Origin of the sequence: Curtobacterium poinsettiae, from assembly GCF_025677645.1 — a bacterium.
In the GTDB taxonomy this organism is placed as follows: Bacteria; Actinomycetota; Actinomycetes; order Actinomycetales; family Microbacteriaceae; genus Curtobacterium; species Curtobacterium poinsettiae_A.
The window spans coordinates 892,180-915,891 of record NZ_CP106879.1 but is presented as its reverse complement, the minus strand read 5'-3'; the positions used below and the strand labels follow the sequence as shown (position 1 = coordinate 915,891).

The window sequence follows — 23,712 nt, the reverse complement described above, 5'->3', positions numbered from 1 at the left end:
GGACACCGTGGCGGACGCTGGTCCGACCGTGCTCGCTGCTCCGGCCGTGCTCGCTACTTCGACTCCGGCGCGACCTCGTCGACGACCGCTCGGCGGTCCGCCGGGTCGACCGGCAGGTCGTCGCCGTCCGCCATCGCGACGGCGTGCGCGGACTTGGCTGCCTCGAGCGTCTCGTCGTCGTTCCGAGCCATCCCGAACAGCTCGATGAACCGCGACTTCACCAGCAGCCAGGCGTCACCGGGGCCGAGCCGGGCCAGGTCCGACGACGTGGAGTCGTCGCGCACCCGCTGCAGCGACGACACGCCCCGGTCGGGGATCCGGCGGTCGACGTGCGCCACCGCGAGCCGCGCGACCGCGTCGGCCTGTGCGTGCATGACCGAGTGCGCGCCGTCGACGACCTCGCGGAGGACCGCGTACGGGAACACCCGCGCCAGCCGACGGACCCAGTCCCGCGGCACCATCGCGTCGTGCTCACCGCGGACGATCAGGGTGCGGGCCTGCACGTGGGCGGCGCGCTCCTCGATCGGGAACGCGATCATCCGCGGCAGGACCTTCCGGAACCAGTGCCAGCCGCACAGTGCGTACGCCGTGACGGCGTGCCAGCGGACGGCGGACGGCTCGTGCAGCGCCGACCGCAGGAAGCGGAAGGCCGACTGCCGGACGGTCCGCGCACGGGAGTCGACGACCGGGCTGATGAGCACGAGGTCGGAGATCCCGGGCCTGCGGGCGGCGACCTCGGTCACGACCTGCGTCCCCATCGAGTGCCCGACCAGGACGGGGTCCTCGAGCCCGAGGTCGTCGACGACCCGCTCGACCGCGTCGGCGTAGCGCTCGATCGTGACCTTCCCGCGGAACCGCGGGACGCCGGCGAACCCCGGCAGGTCGAGCGCGTGCACCGGGCCGTTCTCGTTGAGGTGCGGGGCGAGCCGCTCGTAGTAGGTCGACGCGATGCCCAGGCCCGCGACCAGCACGAAGGCCCGTGCGCCGGGCGCACCGATCGAGCTCACCCGGACGTAGGTGCCGTCGACGGCGACCCGGTCGACCTGCACCGTGACGTCGGCGTCCTCGGCCTGGGCGAGCTCGCCGGCCGGGTCCGGCCGGGGTGCCTGGCGTTCGTCGTCCACGTGGGTCTCCTCCGGTCGGGCGGTCGCCCAGGATACCCGGCCGCCGTCCTCCCGGGCGGTGACGACGTGCTCAGCCGCTGAAGGTGTTCGCGGGGAACCCGTGCACCGTCGTCGGGACCGCGAAGACCGCACCGGACCGCGGCGCCTGCTCCAGGTCCTGCTCGGTGAGGTTCTCGCGGGCCGTCCCGACGAAGAGCGTCGACATGTCCGGCCCGCCGAACGCCACCGACGTCGGGTTGGCGACGGGGAGCTCGACCGTCTCCAGGTGGGAGCCGTCGGGCCCGTAGCGCTCGACGCGGGAGCCGCCGTAGACCGCGCTCCAGAAGCAGCCCTCGTCGTCGCGGACCAGGCCGTCGTGCGCGTGGCCGACGATGAACGGCTCGAGTTCGCCGAGCTCGCCGTCCGGGCCGTACGACCCGCGGAAGACCGTCGAGGCACTGGTGTCGGTGACGTACATCGTGCTGCCGTCCTCCGACCACTCCATGCCGTTCGTCACGCCGAAGCCGCCGCGGAGCACCCGGGTGGTGCCGTCGGCCTCGATCGAGTAGAGCGCGGCGTCGGGTTCGCCGGTCGTCACGTTCATGCTGCCGACCAGGAACCGGCCGAACGGGTCGCACTTGCCCTCGTTGAACCGGTTGCCCGAGGTGCTGTGGGTGACGCGGGTGATCTCGCGCTCCACGGAACCCTGCTCGTCCGTCACCACGACGGTGTCGCCGAGGGCCGCGACGAACCCGCCGGAGGCCCGGGGCTGGAAGCTCGCCAGCGGGGGCGGCAGCGGCACGCTCGAGCGCACGGTGCCGTCGGCCTCGGCGGTGTTGAGGGTGCCGAGGGTGATGTCCGCCCACCGGAGCAGCTGTGCCGACGGGTCCCAGACGATGCTCTCGGCGAGGACCGCTCGGGCGTCGGCGAAGACGGTCGCGGGGCCGGTCGTGGCGTTGGTGCTCATCGACCCCGTCTACCGCGGGAGCGGTCCGTGCTCGCTCAGGCGTGGCGGCGCGGCGGCGGCGCGCGGCGCGAGGGTCCGCGCCGGTCCCGCCGTCTCGCCGGGCGGGTCAGAGGCGGGCGAACCGCGCGCGGAAGAAGCTGTAGACGCCGAAGGCCAGGAACCCGATGCCGATCGCGACGAGGACGAACACCCCACCGGGCATGCTCCGCACGGCGTCGAACGCGGCGTCGAGGCCGGTGGCCTGGTCGGGGTCGCTCCGCAGCCCCGCGACGGCGATGAGCACGCCCACGATGACCACGGCGATGCCCTTGCCGACGTACCCGACGACACCGAGCACGGTCACCACGCGGTCGAGCTGGCCCGACGGTCGCGTGATCTGCTTGCGGAAGGACCGACGGCAACCGATCACCACGAGGCCGATGCCGACCGCGACCGCGATCGCCCCGGCGAGGAGCAGCACGAACACCCCGCCGGGCGTCGCCAGGGTCTTCGCCGCGGCACTCTGCGACGAGCTGCTCGAGCTCGACCCGGCACCGAGCGCGTACGAGGCCGCCGAGTACGCGATCACGCCGTAGACCACGGCCTTCGCGACGTCCTTCAGCCGGGCGAGCCACCCCCGGGTGGTGTCGGAACGGCCGCCGACGATCGCCTCGACGATCAGGCGCACGGTGAGTGCGGCCGTGCCGACGGCGATCAGCCAGAGCAGGAACACCCCGCCGGGGACCGCGGCGATCTGCTGCAACGCACCGGACTGGTCCGTCTCGCCGCCGGAGGACGCGTTGCCGATCCCGAGCAGGATCGCCAGGTACCCGATCAGCAGGTGGACGATGCCGCTGCCGACGAACCCGGCGCGCGCCGTGACCTCGAACCATCGGCTGTCGGCTGCTCGCCGGACCTGTCGTCCGGTTTCCTTCGCTGCGTGCTCCGCCGTGTCGCTCATCACGCCCCAGCGTGCCCGACGCGTGCCGTCCTGTCCGGGGCGCGCCGGGCCGTGCGGTCCGCCACGCGGCGGACGGGAGGCCCGTGGCGGTGCCGCCACGGGCCTCCCGTCCGTCGGTGGGCGCGTCTCAGTCGCCCTTCACGTTGACGACCTGCCGCAGGGTGTGCCGGATCGACACGAGGTCCGACGCGTCGGCCATCACCTGGTCGATCGGCTTGTACGCCGCCGGGATCTCATCGAGGAACGCGTCGGTGTCGCGGTACTCGATGCCGGTCATCGCCTCGCGCAGCTGCTCGTGGGTGAAGGTCCGCCGGGCCGCGCTCCGCGAGAACAGCCGGCCGGCACCGTGCGGGGACGACTCGAGCGAGGGCTTGTTGCCGAGTCCCTCGACCACGTACGACGCGGTGCCCATCGACCCGGGGATCAGGCCGGGCTGACCGGCCTTCGCCTGGATCGCACCCTTGCGCGACACCCACACGGACTTGCCCCAGTGCGTCTCACGCTGCGTGAAGTTGTGGTGGCAGTTGATCCGCTCGCGCTCGTCGACGGACGTGCCGACGGCCTCGGACAGCTGCCGGACGACGCGGTCCATCATCTCCTCGCGGTTGAGCAGCGCGAAGTGCTGGGCCCACCGGAGCTCGGCGATGTACCGGTCGAACTCCGGCGTGCCCTCGACGAGGTACGCCAGATCGGGGTCCGCCAGCTGGATCCACCACCGCTCCATCGCCTTCTTGGCGACCGTGATGTGCCGCTGCGCGATCTTGTTGCCGACGCCACGCGACCCGGAGTGCAGGAAGAGCCAGACCCGGTCCTGCTCGTCGAGGGAGACCTCGATGAAGTGGTTGCCGGACCCGAGGGTGCCGAGCTGGTTCCGCCACCCGCCGTGCACGCCGTCGGGCTCGAACCCGGCGGTCTCGGCCATCGCCTCGAGCTCGGCGATCCGGGGTGCGGCGGTCGCCACGATCTTCCGGTTCGACGCACCGGCCGACAGCGGGATCGCGCGCTCGATCTGCTCGCGCAGCCCCTGCAGGTCGGCGGGCAGGTCGGTGGCGGTGAACTGCGTGCGGACCGCGATCATGCCGCAGCCGATGTCCACGCCGACGGCCGCCGGCATGATCGCGCCGAGGGTCGGGATGACGGACCCGACGGTGGCCCCGAGGCCGAGGTGTGCGTCGGGCATGAGGGCCAGGTGCGGGAACACGAACGGCATGCGCGCGGTCGTGCGGGCCTGCTGCTCGGTGTTGTCCTCGAGCATCGAGGCCCAGCTGAGCAATCGGTCGTTGATCTTCTTCATGGAGTCGTCTCGCTTTCGTGACGGTCGAGGTGACGGTCCGAGACGGTCGTACGCCGGGCCTCCTGGTCGTCGCCAGTCGTGGCGGACGGAAGGAGGCGGAGATGACGAACGCCCCGGGCCGGGTGGGCACGGGGCGTCGTGGGACGTCGCGTGCCTACGCGGGATAGCTGGAGGACCACTGCTGCTCGGACAGCACGGCGGTCGCGGCGAGCTGGAGCTCGACGCGTTCCTCGTTGTGCTGCACGGCGCGCATGCGCGGTCCTTCCGGTGCGCCCGGGACGGGCGGTCTGCCGATCGGCAGGAGGACGACGCTAGTGCGACACGCCCGGCATGCGCAAGTCGCGCGGGCGTGTCGGCCTGGAGGCCCGGGGTGCGTCCGCCACGAGGGGTACGTCCGCCTGATGGTCACCGCCGGGGCCGGGGCAGGCTGGACGCATGACCGAGCGCACGCGAGACACCCCCGACGCGACCGAGAACGAGGAACGGACCAACGGGTACGTCCCGCTCCGTTCGTACGGCGCGATCGGCGACGGGCGGACGGTCGCCCTCATCGCGCTCGACGGCCGGATCGACTGGCTGCCGATCCCGTCGATGGACTCACCGCCGGTGTTCGCGAGCATCGTCGACGCGGAGCACGGCGGGCACGTCGCGCTGCGGCCGGTGGACGACCAGGCGCAGGCGTCCCGCGCCTACCTGCCGGGCACGAACGTGCTCGTGACGACCTGGACGACCCCGTCCGGCACGGCCACCGTGACCGACGCCATGGTCACCGGGGTGGCCGGACGGCTGCCCTGGGCCGAGATCGGCCGCTGCGTGCAGGGGGTCGACGGTTCGGTCGAGATGGAGTGGGCGGTCGTGCCCGGCACGATCCTGAACACCGCGGAACCGCGCCGACTCGACACCGCGAACGGCACGGTGATCGGCGTCGACGGCGTGACCATCGCGATCGTCGAGCAGGGCTTCGAACCGGTGCACGACGACGGGCCCCGGTTCTCGGGGCGGTTCACGACGGCCGAGGGCTCGAAGTCGATCCTGACCATCGTCGGCACGTACGACGAGCCGATCTTCCTGCCCGAGCCGGAGCGCACGCTCGAAGGGGTCGACCGCACGATCGAGAACTGGTCGACCTGGTCGAAGGAGTTTAGCTACGACGGCCCGTGGTCGGACGCCGTCCAGCGCAGCGCCCTCGCCCTGAAGCTCCTGATCTTCGCCCCCACCGGCGCCATCGCCGCGGCACCGACGACGAGCCTGCCCGAGGACCGCACCGGCGGGAAGAACTGGGACTACCGGTTCGCCTGGGTGCGTGACCTGGCGTACACGGTGCACGCACTCACCCGCTTCGGCCTGCGCGAGGAGACGCACGCCGCCGTGTCGTGGGTGATGCGCACGATCGCCGAGCACGACGAGACGATGCCGATCTTCTACGGACTCGACGGCACGAAGAGCGACACCGTCGAGGAGCGCGACGTCCCGGGTTGGAACGGCATCGGGCCGGTCACGATCGGCAACCGGGCCGGCGACCAGCTGCAGCTCGGGGTCTGGGGCGACGTGTTCGAGATCATGCGTCAGTACGTCCGAGCCGGCAACGTGCTCGACCGCAAGACGGCTTCGGTGTTGCAGGACCTGGCCGACGACGCGTGCCACCGCTGGGTGGAGCCCGACTCGGGCATGTGGGAGCTGCAGGAGGCGCAGCACTACACGACGAGCAAGATCGGCTGCTGGCAGGCGCTCGACGCGGCAGTCGAGCTGCACGACGCGGGGATGATCGACGGCCCACGCGAGAAGTGGATCGAGAACCGCGAGCTCATCGAGGACTGGGTCGCCGAGAACGGGTGGAACGAGGAGCTCGGCCACTACGTCATGTACCCGGGCACCGACGCGCTCGACTGCTCGATCCTGCTGCACGCGATGTCGGCTTTCGACCGCGGGCCGCGGATGGAGTCCACGATCCGGGCCATCGAGGAGCAGCTGCAGCACGGGCCGCTCGTCTACCGGTACTCCGGCATGGAGGACGAGGAGTCGCCGTTCGTGGCGTGCTCGTTCTGGCTCGCGGCCGCGCTCGCGTGTGTCGGACGCATCGACGACGCGAAGCAGCTGATGGACGACATGGTCGCGCAGGCGAACGACGTCGGCCTGTTCAGCGAGATGCTCAGTGCCGTCGACGGGGACTTCATGGGCAACATCCCGCAGGGGCTGTCGCACCTGGCGCTCATCCAGGCCGCGCTGACCATCGAAGAGGTCGCGTCGGAGTCCTGACCGGGCTGGACGGCCCGTCGGGGGTGCGGGGCATCATGGTCTGACGATGAACGACGTCGATGCACGGATGGACCGGCTCCGCAGGGCCGCCCGCTACCGCTACCAGCAACTCGTCGACCAGGAGATCGAGCGGGGGTCGCTCGATCCGGACGAGGTGCGGTCGGAACGTGAGGAACGTCGGCTGCTCAAGGCCGCCGACGTCGCCGCCCACGCCCGGGCCCAGATCGAGGAGGCCGAGCGCCGGGGGGTCTTCGAGGGCAACCCCTACCACGGCAAGCCGCTGCCGGGCCTCGACGGGCAGCACGATCCGGACTGGTGGATCAAGTCGAAGATCGAGCGTGAGGACATCCGGGGCATCGCGCCGCCGGCCCTGGCGCTCCGCACCGAGGACGCCGAACTCGACGACGCTCTCGACGCGCTGTCACTGGAGTCCGACGTCCGGGACGTCCTGGTGGACTTCAACGCGCGGGTGAAGGAGGCCCGGCGGCAGCTGCTCGGCGGCCCGCCGGTCGTGACGCCGATGCGCGACGTCGAGGCCGAAGTGCTCGCCTGGCGGGAGCGCCGCGAGGTGCGCATGGTTTCGGCCGCGCGGGCTGCGGAACAGGCGCGTCTCGAGGCGAAGCCGCGGCGGTGGTGGCGGCGGCGCTGAGGGGTGCGGTGCCGCGGAGCGGTGGTGGCGGCGGCGCTGAGGGGTGCGGTGCCGCGGAGCGGTGGTGGCGGCGGCGCTGAGGGGCGGGAATTCGCGCTGAGCGACAGTTCTCGCGAACGTGAGCGCGTGAGGTGTCGCCCAGCCCGTGACGACGATGGCGGCCCGCCGGCACGGCGCACGACGCTCGACGCTCGACGCGCAACGCAAGTCGGCCCGGACCGCGCTGCTGCGTGGTCCGGGCCGACTGGGGTGGTGCGGGGTGTTACTTGATCTGGGCGGTGATGGTGGCGGTGCCGACGAGGAGGCCGCGCTTGACTGCGTCGGTGCCGAAGGTCTTGTTCAGCAGGCCGGCGGCGTCCTCGGAGATGTGGACGGTGGTGCCGGTGAGGATGGCGTTGTCGCCCTCGAGCTGGAGGGGCTTGAGGGAGCCGCCGTGCAGCTCGAACAGGAACGCGTTGGCCGCGGCGACCTTGCCGTTGACGAGGACGTCGCCGTAGAGCTTGGACGAGCCCGGGTTCACGACGAAGTTCTCCAGCGTGACGGTGGTGTCACCGGCCTTCAGGGTCAGACCCGAGTCGTCGTGGTTCAGCAGGCCCTGCACGTAGGGGCGGTAGTTGCCGTCCGGGGACCAGTAGGTGACCGACCCGGCGGTGATCGGGAACGACACCGACCCGTCTTCCAGGGTTGCGTCGCCGGAGACGCCGGGGGTGAGCTTCAGGGCGGTGAGGGCGTCGGTGAAGCCGGAGTCGAGCTTCACGGCGGTGGAACCACCGAGGACCTCGGGGACCGAGGCGACGGGTGCGGGGATCTTCGACTCGGACGACGAGGACACCGTGTGCACGTTCGGGGTCGCGGCCTGGGCGGAGGAGATCCCGAACGCGGCACCGCCGAGGACGAGGGCGCCGGTCGTGGCGAGGGTGATGGAGGTCTTGAGGCTCTTACGCATCGTGATCAGTCCTTTGCTCTGGAGGCGCTCCGGCCGGTGGCCGAACGTGCACGCTGTGTGCACACTTGCTGTGAGCAAGCTGCAGCCCGGCCAACTGTGACCGGAGAGCGCCCTGGGCTTTTGCCCTGTGCAAGTCATTCGGCACCCCCGCCCGAACGGTTTGGGACGACTTTCCTGAGGTGCCGCAGCCCGGAGTTTCGTACCGTGTACCCATGGCTCCAGCACACATCTCCACCACCGACCGGCTCCGGGCGGTCGACGCCTGGTGGCGCGCCGCCAACTACCTGACGGTCGGGCAGATCTACCTGCTGGACAACCCGCTGCTCACCCGGCCGATCGAACCCGACGACGTCAAGCCGCGGCTGCTCGGCCACTGGGGCACCTCCCCCGCACTGAACCTCGTGTACGCGCACTGCAACGCGCTGATCACGGAGACCGGGCGCGAGTTCCTGTACATCTGCGGCCCGGGGCACGGCGGCCCCGCGATGAACGCGAACGCCTGGCTGGACGGCACGTGGAACGAGCTGTACCAGGACGTCGACCTGCAGCGGTTCTTCCGCCAGTTCTCGTTCCCCGGCGGCATCCCCTCGCACGCCGCCCCGGAGACCCCCGGCTCCATCAACGAGGGCGGTGAGCTCGGCTACTCGCTGTCGCACGCATACGGTGCGGCGCTCGACAACCCGGACCTCGTCGTCGCGTGCGTGGTCGGCGACGGTGAGGCCGAGACCGGTCCGCTCGCCGGTTCGTGGCAGGCGCACACGTTCCTCGACCCGGTCTCCGACGGTGCCGTGCTGCCGATCCTCAACCTCAACGGATGGAAGATCGCGAACCCGACCGTCCTGGCCCGCATCCCCGACGAGGACCTCACCGCGTACTTCCGCGGGCTCGGCTACGACCCGATCGTGGTCGACTCCCGCCGCGTCGACGACGACCCGTACGCGGTCCACGCCCTGTTCGACGGTGCCCTGCGACGCGCCCTCGCCGGCATCGACGACATCCAGGCCGCTGCCCGCGCCCAGGCCGCCCGTGCCGCCGCCGGGCAGCCCGCCGGCGCCGCGGACCTGCGTCCACGCTGGCCGATGATCGTGCTGCGCACCCCGAAGGGCTGGACCGGGCCGAAGGAGGTCGACGGCGAGCAGGTCGAGGGGACCTTCCGCGCGCACCAGGTGCCGCTGCCCGCGGTGCGCGAGGACGACGGTCACCGTGCCCAGCTCGAGGAGTGGATGCGCTCGTACCGCCCCGAGGAGCTCTTCGACGAGGACGGCCACCCGATCGGCATCATGACCACGATCCGCCCGACCGGTGACGAGCGGATGAGCGCCACCCCGCACGGCAACGGCGGTCGGCTGCGGACCGCGCTCGACCGGCCGCCGCTCGAGCCGTACGCGGTCGAGGCGGGTTCCACGGCGTCGGCCACGGGCACGCTCGGCCCCTGGCTCGCCGCACTCATCGAGAAGAACGCGTCGACCTTCCGGCTGTTCGGCCCGGACGAGACGATCTCGAACAAGCTCGACGCCGTGTTCGACGTGACCTCGCGCGTCTGGCGGGCCCAGCGCGCCGCCGGCGACGAGCACCTCGCCGCACGCGGACGCGTCACCGAGGTCCTGTCCGAGCACCTGCTCGAGGGGATGCTCGAGGGCTACGTGCTCTCCGGTCGGCACGGGATGCTCAACACCTACGAGGCGTTCGCCCACATCATCGACTCGATGGTCGGGCAGTACGCCAAGTGGCTGGAGTCCTCGACCGACATCGACTGGCGTGTGCCGGTGTCCAACCTGTCGCTCCTGCTCTCGTCGCACGTCTGGCGACAGGACCACAACGGGTTCTCCCACCAGGACCCCGGGTTCCTCGACGTCGTCGCCTCGAAGCAGCAGGACCTCGTCCGGATCAAGCTGCCGGCCGACGCCAACACGTTGCTCGCCGTCGCCGCGCACGCGATGGAGACCACGGACCGCATCGAGGTGATCGTCGCGGGCAAGCACCCGGAGCCGGTCTTCCTGTCCCTCGACGACGCGGTCGCGCACGCGGCGGCCGGACTCGGCGTGTGGGACTTCGCCGGCACCGAGCAGGCCGTCGGGAAGGTCGACGTCGTGCTCGCCTGCGCCGGTGACGTCCCCACGGTCGAGGCGATCGCCGCCACCGACATCATCCGGAAGCACGCGCCCGGCGTCGGGGTCCGCGTGCTCAACGTCGTCGACCTGCTGGCGCTCGGTGACCCGCGCAAGCACGAGCACCCGATCCCGGACGAGCAGTACGACGCGCTCTTCCTGCCCGGCACGCCCACGGTCTTCGCGTTCCACGGGTACCCGACGCTCGTGCACCAGCTGACGTACCGCCGGAACGGACACGACGACCTGCACGTGCACGGGTTCCTCGAGCAGGGCACGACGACCTCGCCGTTCGACATGCTCATGCGCAACGAGATGGACCGCTTCGCCCTGGCCCACGACGCCCTGACGCGGGTGGATGCCGAGGCGCACGCCGACCTGCTCACGAAGTTGTCCGAGGCGCGTGACGCTGCACGGACGTTCGCGTACACGAAGGGCGAGGACCACCCGTCGCTCGCGGGCTGGGAGTTCGCGGGCTGGCCCCAGGACGAGCCCGCCAGCGGCGGGACCGGTGGCGACCCGGGTGCGGGCGAGACCGAGGCGGCCGCGCCCGGCAACTGAGGCACTCCTCCACAGGCCTCGAGGCCAGGCCACCCTCCACAGGACCAGTCACGCCGGCCGCGCGGCCGGTTCCGTGCTGTCGGGGTTCCGGCATGGACATCGGCTGGATCAGCGCACTCGTGTCGGTCAGGAGTGCGTCCGTCGCGCTGGGTGCGCTCGTCGGCTCGGTGCTCGACGGGCGCGCAGGACGGCGAAATGCAGAGTTCTCGGTGCACCGCGACCTGTGGTGGCAGCGTTGGTCATGGGTCGCCGACCAGGCGACCTCGGACGACGAAGGACAACGCGCGGCCGCCGGTGCGATGTCCGCTGCGCTGGTGACCCGCAGTTGGACGACCGCTGGGGCGGTCAGGCACTCGACGACCTCACCGCAGCGACGATCGAAGGAGCGAACGATGATCTCGAAGCTGAGTGACAAGGACTTCAAGCGCTGGCTCGACGGACGCGAACTGACGACACCCGCACTGCTGGCGGACCCGCACTACGGGCCCATGATGCGGGCGAAGGGCGCCGAGGAAGAGCTCCGTCAGGCGCGCATCGAATGGCGCGAACGCCAGGAGCGCGCACGGGCGCGGAAGCTCAAGGACGAGGCGTCCTTCGGTGAAGGCTGAACCGATGGCCGGCGGGCCTGCCACGCTGGGACCGTGACCGAACTCGTCATCCCGGCCCCGAGCCTCCCGACCGTGCCCACGACGACGGGCGCGCGTTTCCCCGTCCGCCGTGTGTTCTGCGTCGGCCGGAACTACGCGGCGCACGCCCGCGAGATGGGACACGACCCGGACCGCGAGCCGCCGTTCTTCTTCACCAAGCCGGCGGACGCGGTCGTGGTCGACGGCGCCGACACCCCGTACCCGCCGCTGACGCAGCAACTGGAGCACGAGGTCGAGCTCGTCGTCGCGATCGGCACCGGCGGCACGGACATCGCGGTCGCCGACGCCCTCGCACACGTCTGGGGGTACGCCGTCGGGATCGACCTCACCCGCCGCGACCTGCAGGCCGAGGCGAAGCGACTCGGGCGCCCGTGGGACACGGCCAAGGGCTTCGACGCCTCGGCACCGATCGGGGCGCTCGCCCCGGCGTCCGAGGTCGACCCGACCAGCGGCGCGATCGAGCTGACGGTGGACGGGGAACTCCGGCAGTCGGGCGACCTGGCCGACCAGATCTGGTCGGTCGCTGAGACGATCGCGGCCCTGTCACGGTCCGTGGCGCTCGCGCCCGGCGACCTCGTGCTGACCGGTACTCCTGACGGTGTCGGCGTGCTGGAACGCGGCGCCGTGCTCGGCGGCACGATCGCCGGCGTCGGCGAGGTCCGGACCCGGATCGTCTGAAGCACGTGTCGCCGATGTGTCGACGGGCTGGGAGCGTTCGCAGGCAGCACGGGTAAGTCTTGGGCATCGTCGCGGGTGGGGCCCGCGGCGGACACGGGGCGGCGCATCGCGACGGGGCGACGCGGACACCTCGGGACTGCCGGAGGTACGACCGTGCTGGAACACGACCTGCTCGCCACGTCCTGGACGTGGGCGGGCGACGAGAGCGTCCGCGACCGCGTGCACGCCGTCGGCGCCGCCGGGTTCGCCGGCCTGTCGCTGTCCCTCGACGACCTGCACGAGGTCCGCGCGACGACGGGCTTCGCCGAACTGCGGCGCATGCTCGACGCCGCCGGCATCGTCTGGGTCCAGCTCGGACCACTCGACCGGTGGTGGACGTGCACGAGCCGCACCCGGGACGAGGACGCCGACCGCGGGGTCGTGCTCGAGGCCGCGGCGACGCTGAGCGCCTGGCAGGTGGTGGCGCGCGCCGACACCTCGTTGCCCGGAGCCTCCCCCGCGACGATGGCCGACGACTGGGTCGTGCTCGCCGACCAGGCCGAGGCGGTCGGAGCGCAGCTCGTGCTCGAACCGGAACCGTGGTCGAACCTGCCCACGGTCGAGCGGGCCTCCCGTTTCGTCGTCGCCGCCGGGCACCCGAACGGCGGCCTGCTCATCGACGCCATGCACGCGCTCCGCGGCGGTTCCACCCTCGCGTCGATCCGGCAGGGGGTCGCACCGGGGGTCCTCGCGGCCGTCGAGCTGAGCGACGGACTGCTGCACACCCCGAGCGGGATGACCCTCGCCGAGGAGTCCCGCACGGCGCGGTACCTGCCCGGTGCCGGAGCGTGGGACCTGCCCGGCTTCGTCCGGACCGTGCGCGAACTCGGGTTCGCCGAGCCGTGGGGCGTCGAGGTCCGGACCCAGGCGCACCGTGCGATGCCCGTCCGCGATGCGCTCAGGACAGCTGTCGCCGCCACCCGTGCGGTGCTCGACGCCGCTGATGCGTTCGGCGCCCCAGCCGCTCCGGCGATGCCCTCGACACCCGCACCGACGTCGGCGGTGGACTTCGAGCCAGCGCACACCGGCCGGCACGACCCGACGCACGGTGCCCGCCGTCGGGACGCCGACACAGGGACGCCCGCGTAGGTTGCTGGGCATGACCGATCAGGCAGCACACGACGACGACCTGCTCCGCCGTTCCCAGGAGTCCATCGACGAGGCCAAGGCCGCCGCGGCCGAGGTGGTCGAACCGGAAGAGGACGAGCTCATCGAGGAAGACGCACCCGTGGCCGACCACGCGGTGCCCACCGACGGCCCCGCGCCGGCGGCCTGACCCCGTCCTGGATCGAACAGGACCCCCGCACGGACGAGATCGCCGGGCGACCATCGAGGTCGCCCGGCGATTCTTCTTGCCGCTCGTGTGACGATCCGCTCACTCGGCACGTCTCACCAGTGGACCCACCGGTGGCGCTTCGGCGAGCCCGGTGCGGGGCTGCGTGGTCGGTCTCCCTGAACCGGCTGGTCACGTGCCCCGGCGACGGTCCGTGCGCTCCCTGATCCAGCGTGCGGGCCGTCGGGTCTGTCGGCCCGTCGAGCGGTCAGGCGTCCGGGCCGTCCCGGTCAGGCATCCGGGCCGTCTCGGTCAGTCGTCGTCCTCGTCGGCGAGGAAGTCCGCGTACCGGACCTCGGTCTCCGTGGTGCCGCCGCTCGGTTCGACGGTCCGTTGCGACAGGTCGTCCCCCGTGATCGCGACGCGTTCTGCGGCCGTGTAGGGCGGCAGGTACTTGCTCGAGTTCATCCTCGGAGCCCCCTTCGTCCCGGCGAACGTAACAGCCGACGGCCGCTCGTGGTCAGCGGTGCCGATACTGTCCCCCGCGCAGGCTCCGGACGGGGGACGGATGTTCGCCACCGGCGGACCCGATGCGCACGCATGTGGGCCCGAAGGCGAGACCCGGGTCAGGTCTCCCGCACGACGTCATCCGGGTCCTTGTCCACGCGCCACCCACGCCAGGACGGCTGCCGGAGCCGTCCGTCGCCGGTCCACTCGGCGAACTCGACCTCACCGACGCGCTTCGGTGTGACCCAGTGCGCATCGCGCGCGTCAGGCCGTGGGACGTCGACGAACGGCGGGGTCTTCCGTTCCAGCGGTGCGAGGACACCGGCGATCTCGTCGAGGTCACGGTCACGGAACCCGGTGCCGACCTTGCCGACGTACTCCAGCCCGTCGGGGCCGGGCACCCCGAGCAGCAGCGACCCGATCCCACCGGCACGCCGACCGCTGCCCGGTTTCCAGCCGCCGACGACGACTTCCTGCGTGGCGTGGTGCTTGAGCTTCAGCCAGGCCTCGGACCGCCGGCCCTCGGCGTACTTCGACGACCGCTTCTTCGCGACCACGCCCTCGAGTCCCTGCTCGCGCGATGCAGCCAGCACCGCGTCGAGGTCGCCCTGCACCGCCGGCGGCACGTCGATCGCACCGCCGGGTTCCACGACCGTCTCGAGTGCCTGTCGCCGGGCGTCGTAGCCGAGCCGCGTGAGCTCGTGCCCGTCCGCCTCGAGCACGTCGAACAGCAGGAACCGCACGGGCGTCGTCTCCTGCGCGCTCCGGACCTCGCGTGCCTTCGTCAGGCCCATGCGGTTCTGGAGCAGCTGGAACGAGGGTCGGCCACGATCGTCGACGGCCACGATCTCACCGTCGAACACGCCGTCCACACCGGCCCGCTCGCCCAGTTCCTGCAGCTCGGGGTACTGGGCCGTCAAGTCGTTGTCGTTGCGGCTGCGCAGGGTCACCGACCCGTCGCGGACCGTCGCCAGCGCGCGCACCCCGTCCCACTTCATCTCGAAGGCCCAGTCCGCCGGATCCAGCCGCGGCTCGCCCTTGGCCAGGGTCGCCTGCATCGTCCGGCGCTCCGACGGCGGGGTCTCGGCGTCCGCGGCCCCGCTGATCCGTCGCTGCCCGGCGCGGTGCGCATCGCCGTGCCCGTCCGACGGCCGGTCCGCCCGTCGCGCCACCGCCGGCCCGGCAGAGCCGGCGCCCTCCGCCAGCCGTTCGGGTTGCTCCTTCGTGCGGTGGATGAGCCAGTTCTTCTCGTCCCCGCCGCCACGGCCGCGGGTGTGCAACAGCGCGAGGCGGCGAGCGCCGCCGGCCCGACCGTGCAGTGTGACGATGACCTCCTGCCCCTCGCGCCACTTCTCGAGCTCGTAGGTGCCGTCGTCCCAGATGGTGACCGTGCCGCCGCCGTACTCGTCCTTCGGGATCGTGCCCTCGAACGCCCCGTACTCGAGCGGGTGGTCCTCGGTCTGCACGGCCAGGTGGTTCTTGCCGGGGTCGGTCGGCTCGCCCTTCGGCAGGGCCCAGCTCACCAGCACCCCGTCGTGTTCGAGCCGGAAGTCGTAGTGGTCGCGGGTGGCGTGGTGCTCCTGGATGACGAAGGTCGGTGTGCCGTCCTTCCGCACGGTGGGTGCACCCTCGGGCACGGGCTCCGGCGTCTTCGAGGCGTCCCGCTTCGCCCGGTAGGCGGCGAGCCGGTCACGTGCGGGCTGCTCGGCGTCGTTCGCGCGCTCGGTCCGGTCGCTGTCCCAGTGACCGTGGTCGTCGCGCCCGACGGCCAGCGAGGCGGAGGCGACCGGGTGCAGGAAGTCCCCACGGGCCTCCAGGCGTTCGAGGACCTCGTCCAACGTGAGCTGCGCGAGCCCGCGTTCCTCGAGTTCCTTCCAGGTGCGGGGTGCTGCGACCGTCGGCCGCTCGCGGCCGCGCAGCGAGTACGGGGCGATGGTCGTCTTGTTGCCGTTGTTCTGCGACCAGTCGACGAAGACCTTGCCCTTCCGCTCGGCACGGCTCATCGACGACAGCACCAGGTCCGGCAGGTCCGTCTCGAGGGCCTTGGCCAGCTCGTGGGCGACGTCGGAGACCTGCGCCGTCGTCGCCTTGCCGTCCAGGGCCGCGTACAGGTGGATGCCCTTGGAGCCGGACGTCACCGGGTACGGGTCGAGTCCCATGCCGTGCAGGATCTCGCGCGCGGCCACGGCGACCTCGACGCACTCGGGCAGCCCGACGCCCTCGCCCGGGTCGAGGTCGAGGACGAGCCGGTCCGGGTTCTGCCGCGCGCCGCGGGGGCCGAACCGCCACTGCGGGACGTGCAGTTCGAGCGCGGCCTGCTGCGCCATCCACACCAGGGTCGGCAGGTCGTCGACGATCGGGTACTCGTTGTCGTGTTTTGAGTGGTGGATGGTGTGGTGCCGCACCCAGTCGGGTGCCGAGTCGGGCAGGTTCTTCTCGAAGAAGACCTTGCCCTCGACACCGTTGGCCCAGCGCTTCCGGGTCACGGGGCGGTCCTTCACGTGCGGGATCATCCACGGCGCGACCCGCTCGTAGTACTCGATCACCCGACCCTTCGTGGTGCCGGTCTCGGGGTAGAGCACCTTGTCGGTGTTCGTGAGCGCGAGCCGCCGGTCGCCGACGAGGACGACGGTCTTGCGCGAGGCGGGACTCACAGCGCCACCCCGGTCGCTCCCGCCACCGTCAGGGTCGTGCCGGACGTGTACGACGACTCGGGCCCGGCCAGGTAGACGTAGGCGCTGCCGAGCTCGACGGGTTGGGCCGGACGGCCGAACGGGGTGTCCTGGCCGTACGCCGCGATCTCGTCGCCCGGGTAGCTGATCGGCTGCAGTGGCGTCCACACCGGCCCGGGCACCACCGTGTTGGCCCGGATGCCCTTGGTCGCGAGCTGCCGCGCGAGCCCGTTCGTGTAGGTGATGATCGCGGCCTTCGTCGCGGCGTAGTCGATCATGCGGTCCTGCGGCTGGTACGCCGACACGGAGCTGGTCGTGACGATCGAGCTGCCCGGCGCCATGTGCGGGACGGCAGCCCGGACGAGCCAGAACAGCGAGTACAGGTTGACCTTCATCGTGCGGTCGAAGTCCGCTGTGCTCTGTACGGTGATGTCCTCGTGCACCTGCTGGTGACCCGCGACCAGCACGAGCGCGTCGAGGCCGCCGAGCTCGCTCACGGCGTCCTGCACCAGGACGTCGCAGAAGGCCTCGTCCGTCAGGTCGCCGGGGAGCAGCACCGCCTTGCGTCCGAGGTCACCGATGACGTCGCGGACCTGTTCGAGGTCCTCGCGCTCCTCGGGCAGGGCGTTCAGGGCGACGTCGGCGCCCTCCTTCGCCATCGCGATCGCCGCAGCGCGCCCGATGCCCGAGTCCGCCCCCGTGACGAGCACCCGGTACCCGCGCATCCGCCCGGTGCCCAGGTAGCTCGTCTCGCCGTGGTCGGGGGCGGGGTCCATCGCACTCGCCAGCCCGGACCCCTGCTGGGTCTGCGCGGGGAACGGCGGACGGGGGAACTGGTCGCGCGGGTCCTGCTTGTCGAGCTGGCTCATGGGCCCATCGTGCTCGCGCCGGCCTCGCGGTGGTCCAGCGAACCGGACATCCGTGGAACGATCCCCCGGACGGCGGACCTGTGGAGGAACCGACGGCTCCGGGCACGCACGCGTGCGGGCGGGCATCATGTGCGCATGAGGTCGATCTGGAAGGGCTCCATCGCGTTCGGGCTCGTCAACGTGCCCATCAAGGTCTACGCGGCCACCGAGACGCACGACGTGTCCCTGCACCAGGTCCACGACGAGGACAAGGGCCGCATCCGGTACAAGCGGGTGTGTGAGTTCGGCCACGAGGTCGAGTACGCGGACATCCAGCGTGCCTACGACGACGGTGACAAGACCGTGGTGCTCACAGCGGACGACTTCAAGCAGCTCCCCGAGGAGCAGTCGCACGAGGTCGAGGTGCTCGAGTTCGTGCCCGTCGAGCAGGTCGACCCGATGATGTTCGAGAAGACCTACTACCTCGAGCCCGACTCGCGCTCGCCGAAGGCGTACGTGCTGCTGCGCGAGACCCTGGCGAAGACCGACCGCCTGGCGATCGTGCAGTTCACCCTGCGGCAGAAGACCCGGCTCGGGGTGCTCCGGGTGCACGACGAGGTCATCCTGCTGCAGGGGCTGCTCTGGGGCGACGAGGTCCGCGCCGCCGACTTCACGACCCTCGACACGACGGTGAAGGTCAGCGCCAACGAGCTGAAGATGTCGTCCTCGCTCGTCGAGAGCATGTCCACCGACTTCGACCCCGACCGCTACACCGACTCCTACCAGGAGGAACTGCAGCAGCTGATCGACGCCAAGCTCGAGGCGGGCGACGACATCGACACCGAGAAGACCTTCGGCGCGCAGGACGACGAGGACGACGACGAGGGCGGTGACGTGCTCGACCTGATGGCCGCCCTGCGTGCGTCCGTCGACAAGAAGCGGACAGGAGGATCGGGGTCGCGTTCGTCGTCGACCTCACGGTCGTCGTCGGGTCCCGCCTCGGGCACGTCCGGCTCGGGCAGGAAGGCGCCGGCGAAGAAGGCGCCCGCCGAGAAGGCTGCGGGGAGCACGGCCGAGAAGGCTCCCGCGAAGTCGGCGCCGAAGAAAGCCCCTGCGAAGAAGGCGCCTGCCAAGAAGCCGGCCGCCAAGAAGCAGGCGAGCTGACGGCTCAGGCCGCTGTCGACCCGCCGCCCGCCAACCGTTCCAGCACGGTGAACGCATCGGCGTGCACGTCGCGCAGGGCGGTCCACCCGGCGCCGGTGACGATCCGCTCCGGGTGCTCGACGGGCACCGCGTACCCGTGCTGTGCCCTCGGCACCGGGTCGCCCGGCAGCCGGAGCTCCTGGGTGAAGGCACCGCTCGCCGCCTCGAAGGTCAGGGTGTGCGACGCGACGTTCCGGCCCCAGTCCGCGGACGGCCACGACATGAACGCGACGTGCCGCATCCCCTCGGCGGGATCGGTCGCCGAGACGTAGCAGCCGTGGTGGTCCTCACCAGGGGACAGGATCGTGTACGTGCCGTTGTCCCGGTACACGAGCAGCGCCTCGGCGAAGGGCTTCGGCGCGTACATCGCGGTGTACCGCAGGGCGTGCGCGGCGATCGGCGGACCCAGCGGGACCGAGACGGCGTTGGCGGCGGTGTTGACGGACATCACCGACACCGTCGACCATCGAGCTGGACAAGCGGTGCGCTCCGCCGGAGGACTCGTTCAGCCGGCCGACGACCGGTCGTTCGCTCCGTCGGCGTCACGCTCGGTCCGCCGCAGGCCGAAGGGCAGGGCGGTCCACAGTGCCGCCGTGCCCACGAAGACCGCGACCCCGCCGATCACGCCTCCGGCGCCACCGAGCACCACGTCGAAGACGAAGTAGACCGTCCCCGAGAAGAGCAACGCGCTCGCGATGAGTGCGGCGAGCAGGATGACGTTGCCGACTCGGACCAGGTCGTGCTTCTGTCGCTGCCGGAAGACCAGCCGGTGCGTCGCCACGGCCGACAGCGCCACGACGGTCACGACGACGGCGAGGACGACCAGCACGAGGTAGACCGTCTCCTGCCGGTCGGACAGGCTCGTGAAGCGCTGTTGGAACGGCAACGTCAGCAGGAACCCGGCGAGGATCTGTGTCCCGGTCTGCACGATCCGGAGCTCCTGCTGGATGTCGACCCAGTTCCGGTCCCACCGTTCCGTCGGCGTCTCGTGCCGGCCGCGCTCGGTCTCGCTCATACCGCGAACCTACCCACTGGCGCGTCGACGACCGACGAGCTGTGTCACGAGCCGGAAACACGGGTCCGGGACACTGGTCGCATGACTCCACAAGAGCCTGGGAGCCTGCAGTCGTCATCCGAGACCGCAGCCCGCCCGTCACCGTCTCCGTCACCCGACTGGTCGAACCCGATCGCATCCCCGAGGTCACCCGCTGGGTGCAGTCCGGGGTGAACCTGGCGAACCGCTACCCCGGCTTCCTCGGCTCGGGGTGGGTGCGGTCCACCGCCCTGTCCCGCGAGTGGCACATGCTCTACCGGTTCGCCGACCACGACTCCCTGGCCACGTGGGAGAACTCCGACGACCGGCTGCGCTGGCTCGACCTGGGCCGTGACCTGGTGGTGGAGTCCCGCGTCGAGAAGCGCACCGGCATCGAGGGCTGGTTCGACGTCCCGCAGGACGCCCCGGCCTCGAGCGCTCCCCCGCGGTGGAAACAGTCCGTGAGCATCTGGCTCGGCTTCTTCCCGGTGAACCTCGCGTTCACCTACCTGACGGCCTGGCTCGTCCCCGCGTTCACGCACGTCGCGATCCTGCCCCGGGTGCTCATCACGACCGTCGTGCTCACACCGATCATGACGTTCTGGGTGCTGCCGTTCGTGACGAAGCTGATCCGTCCGTGGCTGCTCGCTCCGCCGAGGCAGCGACGACAGCGGGCCCGGCAGCCGCGCGGCTAGACCGACTGGCCGCTACGGGTTCCCGAGCACCGACAGCTGGTCGAGCCGCTCCAGGATGACGCCTTCGCGCAGCGCCCACGGGCAGATCTCGAGGGCCGGCAGGTCGAAGATGTCCAGGCACGCCTCGGCGACGAGCGCCCCGGGCACCACCTGGTGCGCGCGGCTCGCCGAGACGCCCGGCAGCGCCGCGAGTTCGTCGACCGACATCGTGAGCAGCTCCGGCAGCCGCTGCCGCAGCACGTCGCCGTCGAGGGCGCGGGGCACGAGCGGTCCGGCGGCGGACGGCGCGGCCCCGCAGATCCGGGCGATCGACCGGAACGTCTTCGACGTCGCCACCGCTCGGTCCGGGCGGCCCGAGCGGAGCAGCCGTCCGGCGTCCCGGGCGATCTCCACGCGGATCTCGTGGCGGATGCGGCGGACGTCGTCCTCGGTCGGGGTGCCGGCCGCGAAGTAGGAGCGCGCCAGGCGTGCGGCGCCGATCGGCATCGACCACGCGACGTCCGGCGCCTCGTCGGCACCGCCGGCGATCTCGAGCGAGCCACCGCCGATGTCGAAGACCGCCAGGCGGCCGGCGGACCAGCCGAACCACCGGCGCACGGCCAGGAACGTCAGCCGGGCCTCATCGGAACCGGACAGGACGGCCAGTTCGACCCCGGTGGAAGCCTCAACGTGGGCGAGCACGGACTCGGAGTTGCCGGCGTCGCGCACCGCCGAGGTGGCGAATGCGAGCATGTCCTCGCAACCGCGTTCCTCGGCGACACGAACGGCGTCGGCGACGAAGGTGGTCAGGGCGTCGATCCCCTGCTGCGTCACCGCGCCCGAGTCGTCCAGGTGCTCGGCCAGCCGCAACGGCTGCTTGAACGAGGACGCCGGCAGCGGCGCGGCGCCACCGTGGGCGTCCACCACGAGCAGGTGGCCGGTGTTGGACCCGATGTCGAGGACTCCCACGCGCATGACCACAACGCTAGCGGCCGGGGCGGCGCTCAACGGCCGGGAGGCCCGTCCTCCGCCCGCAGGAACGCCTCCAGCTCGGCGGTGGTCGGGTACGAGGCCTGTGCGCCCGCCCCGGTCGCGGCGTACGCCCCGACCCCCACCGCGAACCGAGCGGCGTCGACGAGGGTGTCCCCCGCGGCCAGACGCAGCGCCACCGCCCCCATGAAGGCGTCACCGCAGCCCGTGGTGTCCACCGGCTCGACCCGCACGGCGTCGATCGACACCGGCTCGGCGCCCCCGTCGTGCACGACGCAGCCGGCACCGCCGCGGGTGACGATCGACCGGGCGACGCCGTGGTCACCGAGCGCCGCGGCCTCGTGCTCGTTCACCAGCAGCACGTCGGTCAGTTCGAGGAGCTCGGCCGGCACGGCGCCGAACGGCGACAGGTTCGTGAGCACCGTGACCCCGGCGGCGTGCGCGGCCCGGGCGGCGGCGAGGACGACGTCGATCGACACCTCGAGGCAGAGCCCCAGCACCGCGGCGCCGGCGAAGACGTCGGCCGGCACGTCGTCCGGCGTGAGCGTGCCGTTCGCCCCGGCGGAGATCACGATGGTGTTCTCGCCTGCGGCGTCGACCGTGATGACGGCGGTGCCGGTCGCGACGCCCTCCCGGATCGCGACGTGCGTCGTGTCGACCCCCGCAGCCGCGACGGAGTCGCGGAGCAGCACACCGTTCCCGTCGTCGCCGACCGCACCGATCATGCGCACCGTGCCCCCGAGCCTCCCGGCAGCCACCGCCTGGTTGGCGGACTTGCCCCCGGGCAGGATCGCGAGGTCGGAGCCCTGCAGGGTCTCACCGGGCTGGGGGAAGCGCGCGGTGCGGACCACCAGGTCCGCGTTCAGCGACCCGACGACGACGATGCTCTCGGTCAACGGACGGTCTCCTTCTGCGGGGCGACGGACGCGGTCTCGGCGCCCTCCGGACGGGGGATGAGGAACGAGACAGCGAGTGCGACGGTCGTGATCGCGGCCCCGAGCAGCATGCCACCGGAGTACCCGGCGGTGCCCGCGGAACCGCCGACGCCGAGCGCGATCTGCAGCGCGGGCAGGACGGCGAAGCTGACCCCGGCGCCGAGGTTGAACGCACCGGCGTTCAGGCCGGGCAGGAACCCGGGGTTCGACTCCGGTGACAGCACGATGCCGAGGCCGTTCAGGATGATGTTCGCGATGCCGGCGTAGGTGATGCCGATCAGCACGGTCGCGGTGACCAGCACGGGCAGCGAGTGCACCCCGACGAGCGCCATCAGGACGGTCGAGACGATGCTGCCGATCAGGCCGACGCGCAGGACGGCGCGGTACCCGATGGTCGGGGCGAGGCGACCGGCGAAGGGTCCGACGATCCACCCGACCAGCGCGTACGGGGTGAGGAACACGAGCGAGGCCAGGTCGGCCTCCATCCCGAAGCCGGCGTCACCGTTCTGCGCGAGGCTCGTGACGAGTCCGTTGACCACGGCGAAGACGCCGGTCATGGTCAGGAACGTCGTCGTCAGCAGCGCCCAGGTGGCACGGCGCTTGAGGAACCGGGTCTCGACCAGCGGCTCCCGCACCCGCGACTCGACGGCCCAGAACACGGCGAAGGCGACGAGCGCGACGACGACGCCACCGACCACGAGCACCGGGTTCGCGGCGCCGATCTTGCCGGCCTCGTTGAACGCCGTGAGCAGCGCACCGACGCTCACCACGAGGGGCACGACGCCGACCCAGTCCATCCGGGTACCGGCGGAGGGCTTCGACTCGACACCCCAGACGGCGACCAGGAACAGGGCGAGGACGGTGACGACGGCGATGACCCAGAAGATCCCGCGGAACCCGAAGTTCGTCGCGATCCACCCGCCGGCCAGCGCGTCGACGCCCGCGATGCCACCGTTCACCGCGGTGAGCAGCCCGAGGGCGGCGCCGTAGCGCTTCGGGTCGCTGATCTCGTTGCGCAGGACGAGCAGACAGATCGGGACGACCGGACCGGTGACGCCCTGGATGATGCGACCGGCGAACAGCATCGGCACGTTCACCGCGAGCGCGGCGACGATGCTGCCGACCAGCATCACGGCGAGCATGCCGATCAGCACGCGCTTGCGGCCGACGATGTCGGACAACCGCGGCAGGAACAGCGAGAACAGCGCCGCGAGGGTGAAGTACAGGGTCTGCGACAGGCCGATGGTGGCGTCGTCCGTGTGCAGCTCGCGCGCCATCGTGACGAGGGCGGGGCTCAGCATGCTCGCGTTCAGCTGGAACGCGATGCACGCGGCGAGGAGTGCGGCGGTGAGGGCGCCGATCGACTTCTTCGTCGAGGTGGTGGTCATG

The 23,712-nt window shown here is 71.6% G+C and carries 22 protein-coding genes; 9 read left to right on the top strand and 13 right to left on the bottom strand.

Annotated features, from left to right (window positions below; genetic code table 11):
- Positions 1 to 53 precede the first annotated feature (53 nt).
- The 4 genes from OE229_RS04570 to OE229_RS04555 form a co-directional block, all read right to left on the bottom strand.
- Positions 54 to 1,124, bottom strand: a complete 1,071-nt coding sequence (locus OE229_RS04570) for an alpha/beta fold hydrolase (protein ID WP_209132878.1) — start codon at positions 1,122 to 1,124, stop codon at positions 54 to 56.
- A 70-nt stretch (positions 1,125 to 1,194) separates the two neighbouring features.
- Positions 1,195 to 2,070 (bottom strand): SMP-30/gluconolactonase/LRE family protein, encoded by an 876-nt coding sequence (locus tag OE229_RS04565; protein WP_262139951.1) that lies wholly within the window; start codon positions 2,068 to 2,070, stop codon positions 1,195 to 1,197.
- A 106-nt stretch (positions 2,071 to 2,176) separates the two neighbouring features.
- Positions 2,177 to 3,010, bottom strand: coding sequence for a DUF1206 domain-containing protein (locus tag OE229_RS04560; RefSeq protein WP_259581287.1), 834 nt, complete (start codon positions 3,008 to 3,010; stop codon positions 2,177 to 2,179).
- A gap of 127 nt (positions 3,011 to 3,137) precedes the next feature.
- Complete coding sequence (locus OE229_RS04555) at positions 3,138 to 4,304, bottom strand: RtcB family protein (protein WP_262139949.1); 1,167 nt, start codon at positions 4,302 to 4,304, stop codon at positions 3,138 to 3,140.
- 435 nt (positions 4,305 to 4,739) lie between these two features.
- On the opposite strand from OE229_RS04555, the gene OE229_RS04550 reads away from it, so the two are divergent.
- Positions 4,740 to 6,560, top strand: a complete 1,821-nt coding sequence (locus OE229_RS04550; protein ID WP_262139947.1) for a glycoside hydrolase family 15 protein — start codon at positions 4,740 to 4,742, stop codon at positions 6,558 to 6,560.
- A gap of 46 nt (positions 6,561 to 6,606) precedes the next feature.
- Positions 6,607 to 7,209, top strand: a complete 603-nt coding sequence (locus OE229_RS04545; protein WP_262139946.1) for a DnaJ family domain-containing protein — start codon at positions 6,607 to 6,609, stop codon at positions 7,207 to 7,209.
- 262 nt (positions 7,210 to 7,471) lie between these two features.
- Here the strand turns inward: OE229_RS04545 and OE229_RS04540 are convergent, their stop codons facing one another.
- Complete coding sequence (locus tag OE229_RS04540; protein ID WP_262127185.1) at positions 7,472 to 8,155, bottom strand: hypothetical protein; 684 nt, start codon at positions 8,153 to 8,155, stop codon at positions 7,472 to 7,474.
- A gap of 212 nt (positions 8,156 to 8,367) precedes the next feature.
- Between OE229_RS04540 and OE229_RS04535 the strand changes: the two genes are divergently transcribed.
- The 5 genes from OE229_RS04535 to OE229_RS04515 all read left to right on the top strand — a co-directional run bounded on the left by OE229_RS04535 (position 8,368) and on the right by OE229_RS04515 (position 13,464).
- Positions 8,368 to 10,824, top strand: coding sequence for a phosphoketolase family protein (locus OE229_RS04535; RefSeq protein ID WP_259578247.1), 2,457 nt, complete (start codon positions 8,368 to 8,370; stop codon positions 10,822 to 10,824).
- A gap of 92 nt (positions 10,825 to 10,916) precedes the next feature.
- Positions 10,917 to 11,432: a hypothetical protein gene (locus OE229_RS04530; protein ID WP_262127184.1), complete on the top strand. Its 516-nt coding sequence runs from the start codon at positions 10,917 to 10,919 to the stop codon at positions 11,430 to 11,432.
- Between the two features lie 33 nt (positions 11,433 to 11,465).
- Positions 11,466 to 12,149 (top strand): fumarylacetoacetate hydrolase family protein, encoded by a 684-nt coding sequence (locus OE229_RS04525; RefSeq protein ID WP_209132872.1) that lies wholly within the window; start codon positions 11,466 to 11,468, stop codon positions 12,147 to 12,149.
- Between the two features lie 153 nt (positions 12,150 to 12,302).
- Complete coding sequence (locus OE229_RS04520) at positions 12,303 to 13,277, top strand: sugar phosphate isomerase/epimerase family protein (protein ID WP_262139945.1); 975 nt, start codon at positions 12,303 to 12,305, stop codon at positions 13,275 to 13,277.
- Positions 13,278 to 13,287: 10 nt separating this feature from the next.
- The gene (locus OE229_RS04515) at positions 13,288 to 13,464 is read left to right on the top strand and encodes a hypothetical protein (protein WP_155896953.1); all 177 of its coding nucleotides are present in this window, start codon (positions 13,288 to 13,290) and stop codon (positions 13,462 to 13,464) included.
- A gap of 309 nt (positions 13,465 to 13,773) precedes the next feature.
- Here the strand turns inward: OE229_RS04515 and OE229_RS04510 are convergent, their stop codons facing one another.
- The 3 genes from OE229_RS04510 to OE229_RS04500 all read right to left on the bottom strand — a co-directional run bounded on the left by OE229_RS04510 (position 13,774) and on the right by OE229_RS04500 (position 17,509).
- Complete coding sequence (locus OE229_RS04510; protein WP_182067168.1) at positions 13,774 to 13,929, bottom strand: hypothetical protein; 156 nt, start codon at positions 13,927 to 13,929, stop codon at positions 13,774 to 13,776.
- Between the two features lie 158 nt (positions 13,930 to 14,087).
- Positions 14,088 to 16,622 carry an ATP-dependent DNA ligase gene (locus tag OE229_RS04505; RefSeq protein ID WP_262139944.1) on the bottom strand — a complete coding sequence of 845 codons (2,535 nt, stop codon included), beginning with the start codon at positions 16,620 to 16,622 and terminating at the stop codon, positions 14,088 to 14,090.
- Positions 16,619 to 17,509: an SDR family oxidoreductase gene (locus OE229_RS04500; protein ID WP_262139943.1), complete on the bottom strand. Its 891-nt coding sequence runs from the start codon at positions 17,507 to 17,509 to the stop codon at positions 16,619 to 16,621. Before OE229_RS04500 ends, OE229_RS04505 begins: the two co-directional genes overlap by 4 nt.
- A gap of 135 nt (positions 17,510 to 17,644) precedes the next feature.
- Here OE229_RS04500 and ku point away from each other — a divergent pair, with 135 nt between their 5' ends.
- Complete coding sequence (gene ku, locus OE229_RS04495; RefSeq protein ID WP_262139941.1) at positions 17,645 to 18,652, top strand: non-homologous end joining protein Ku; 1,008 nt, start codon at positions 17,645 to 17,647, stop codon at positions 18,650 to 18,652.
- Positions 18,653 to 18,656: 4 nt separating this feature from the next.
- Here the strand turns inward: ku and OE229_RS04490 are convergent, their stop codons facing one another.
- Together OE229_RS04490 and OE229_RS04485 are read right to left on the bottom strand one after the other, a co-directional pair.
- Complete coding sequence (locus tag OE229_RS04490; RefSeq protein ID WP_262139939.1) at positions 18,657 to 19,139, bottom strand: hypothetical protein; 483 nt, start codon at positions 19,137 to 19,139, stop codon at positions 18,657 to 18,659.
- A 57-nt stretch (positions 19,140 to 19,196) separates the two neighbouring features.
- The gene (locus OE229_RS04485; RefSeq protein WP_182067163.1) at positions 19,197 to 19,706 is read right to left on the bottom strand and encodes a DUF6328 family protein; all 510 of its coding nucleotides are present in this window, start codon (positions 19,704 to 19,706) and stop codon (positions 19,197 to 19,199) included.
- 116 nt (positions 19,707 to 19,822) lie between these two features.
- Between OE229_RS04485 and OE229_RS04480 the strand changes: the two genes are divergently transcribed.
- On the top strand, positions 19,823 to 20,419 hold the full coding sequence (locus OE229_RS04480) for an antibiotic biosynthesis monooxygenase (RefSeq protein ID WP_263345262.1): 597 nt from the start codon (positions 19,823 to 19,825) through the stop codon (positions 20,417 to 20,419).
- Between the two features lie 12 nt (positions 20,420 to 20,431).
- Here the strand turns inward: OE229_RS04480 and OE229_RS04475 are convergent, their stop codons facing one another.
- Genes OE229_RS04475 through uriT form a run of 3 tightly spaced genes read right to left on the bottom strand, consistent with a single transcriptional unit; the run spans position 20,432 to position 23,711 of the window.
- The gene (locus tag OE229_RS04475) at positions 20,432 to 21,373 is read right to left on the bottom strand and encodes a Ppx/GppA family phosphatase (protein ID WP_262139938.1); all 942 of its coding nucleotides are present in this window, start codon (positions 21,371 to 21,373) and stop codon (positions 20,432 to 20,434) included.
- A 29-nt stretch (positions 21,374 to 21,402) separates the two neighbouring features.
- Positions 21,403 to 22,284: a ribokinase gene (locus OE229_RS04470; RefSeq protein WP_262139936.1), complete on the bottom strand. Its 882-nt coding sequence runs from the start codon at positions 22,282 to 22,284 to the stop codon at positions 21,403 to 21,405.
- Positions 22,281 to 23,711: a uridine transporter UriT gene (uriT, locus tag OE229_RS04465; RefSeq protein WP_262139934.1), complete on the bottom strand. Its 1,431-nt coding sequence runs from the start codon at positions 23,709 to 23,711 to the stop codon at positions 22,281 to 22,283. Before uriT ends, OE229_RS04470 begins: the two co-directional genes overlap by 4 nt.
- Position 23,712 lies beyond the last annotated feature (1 nt).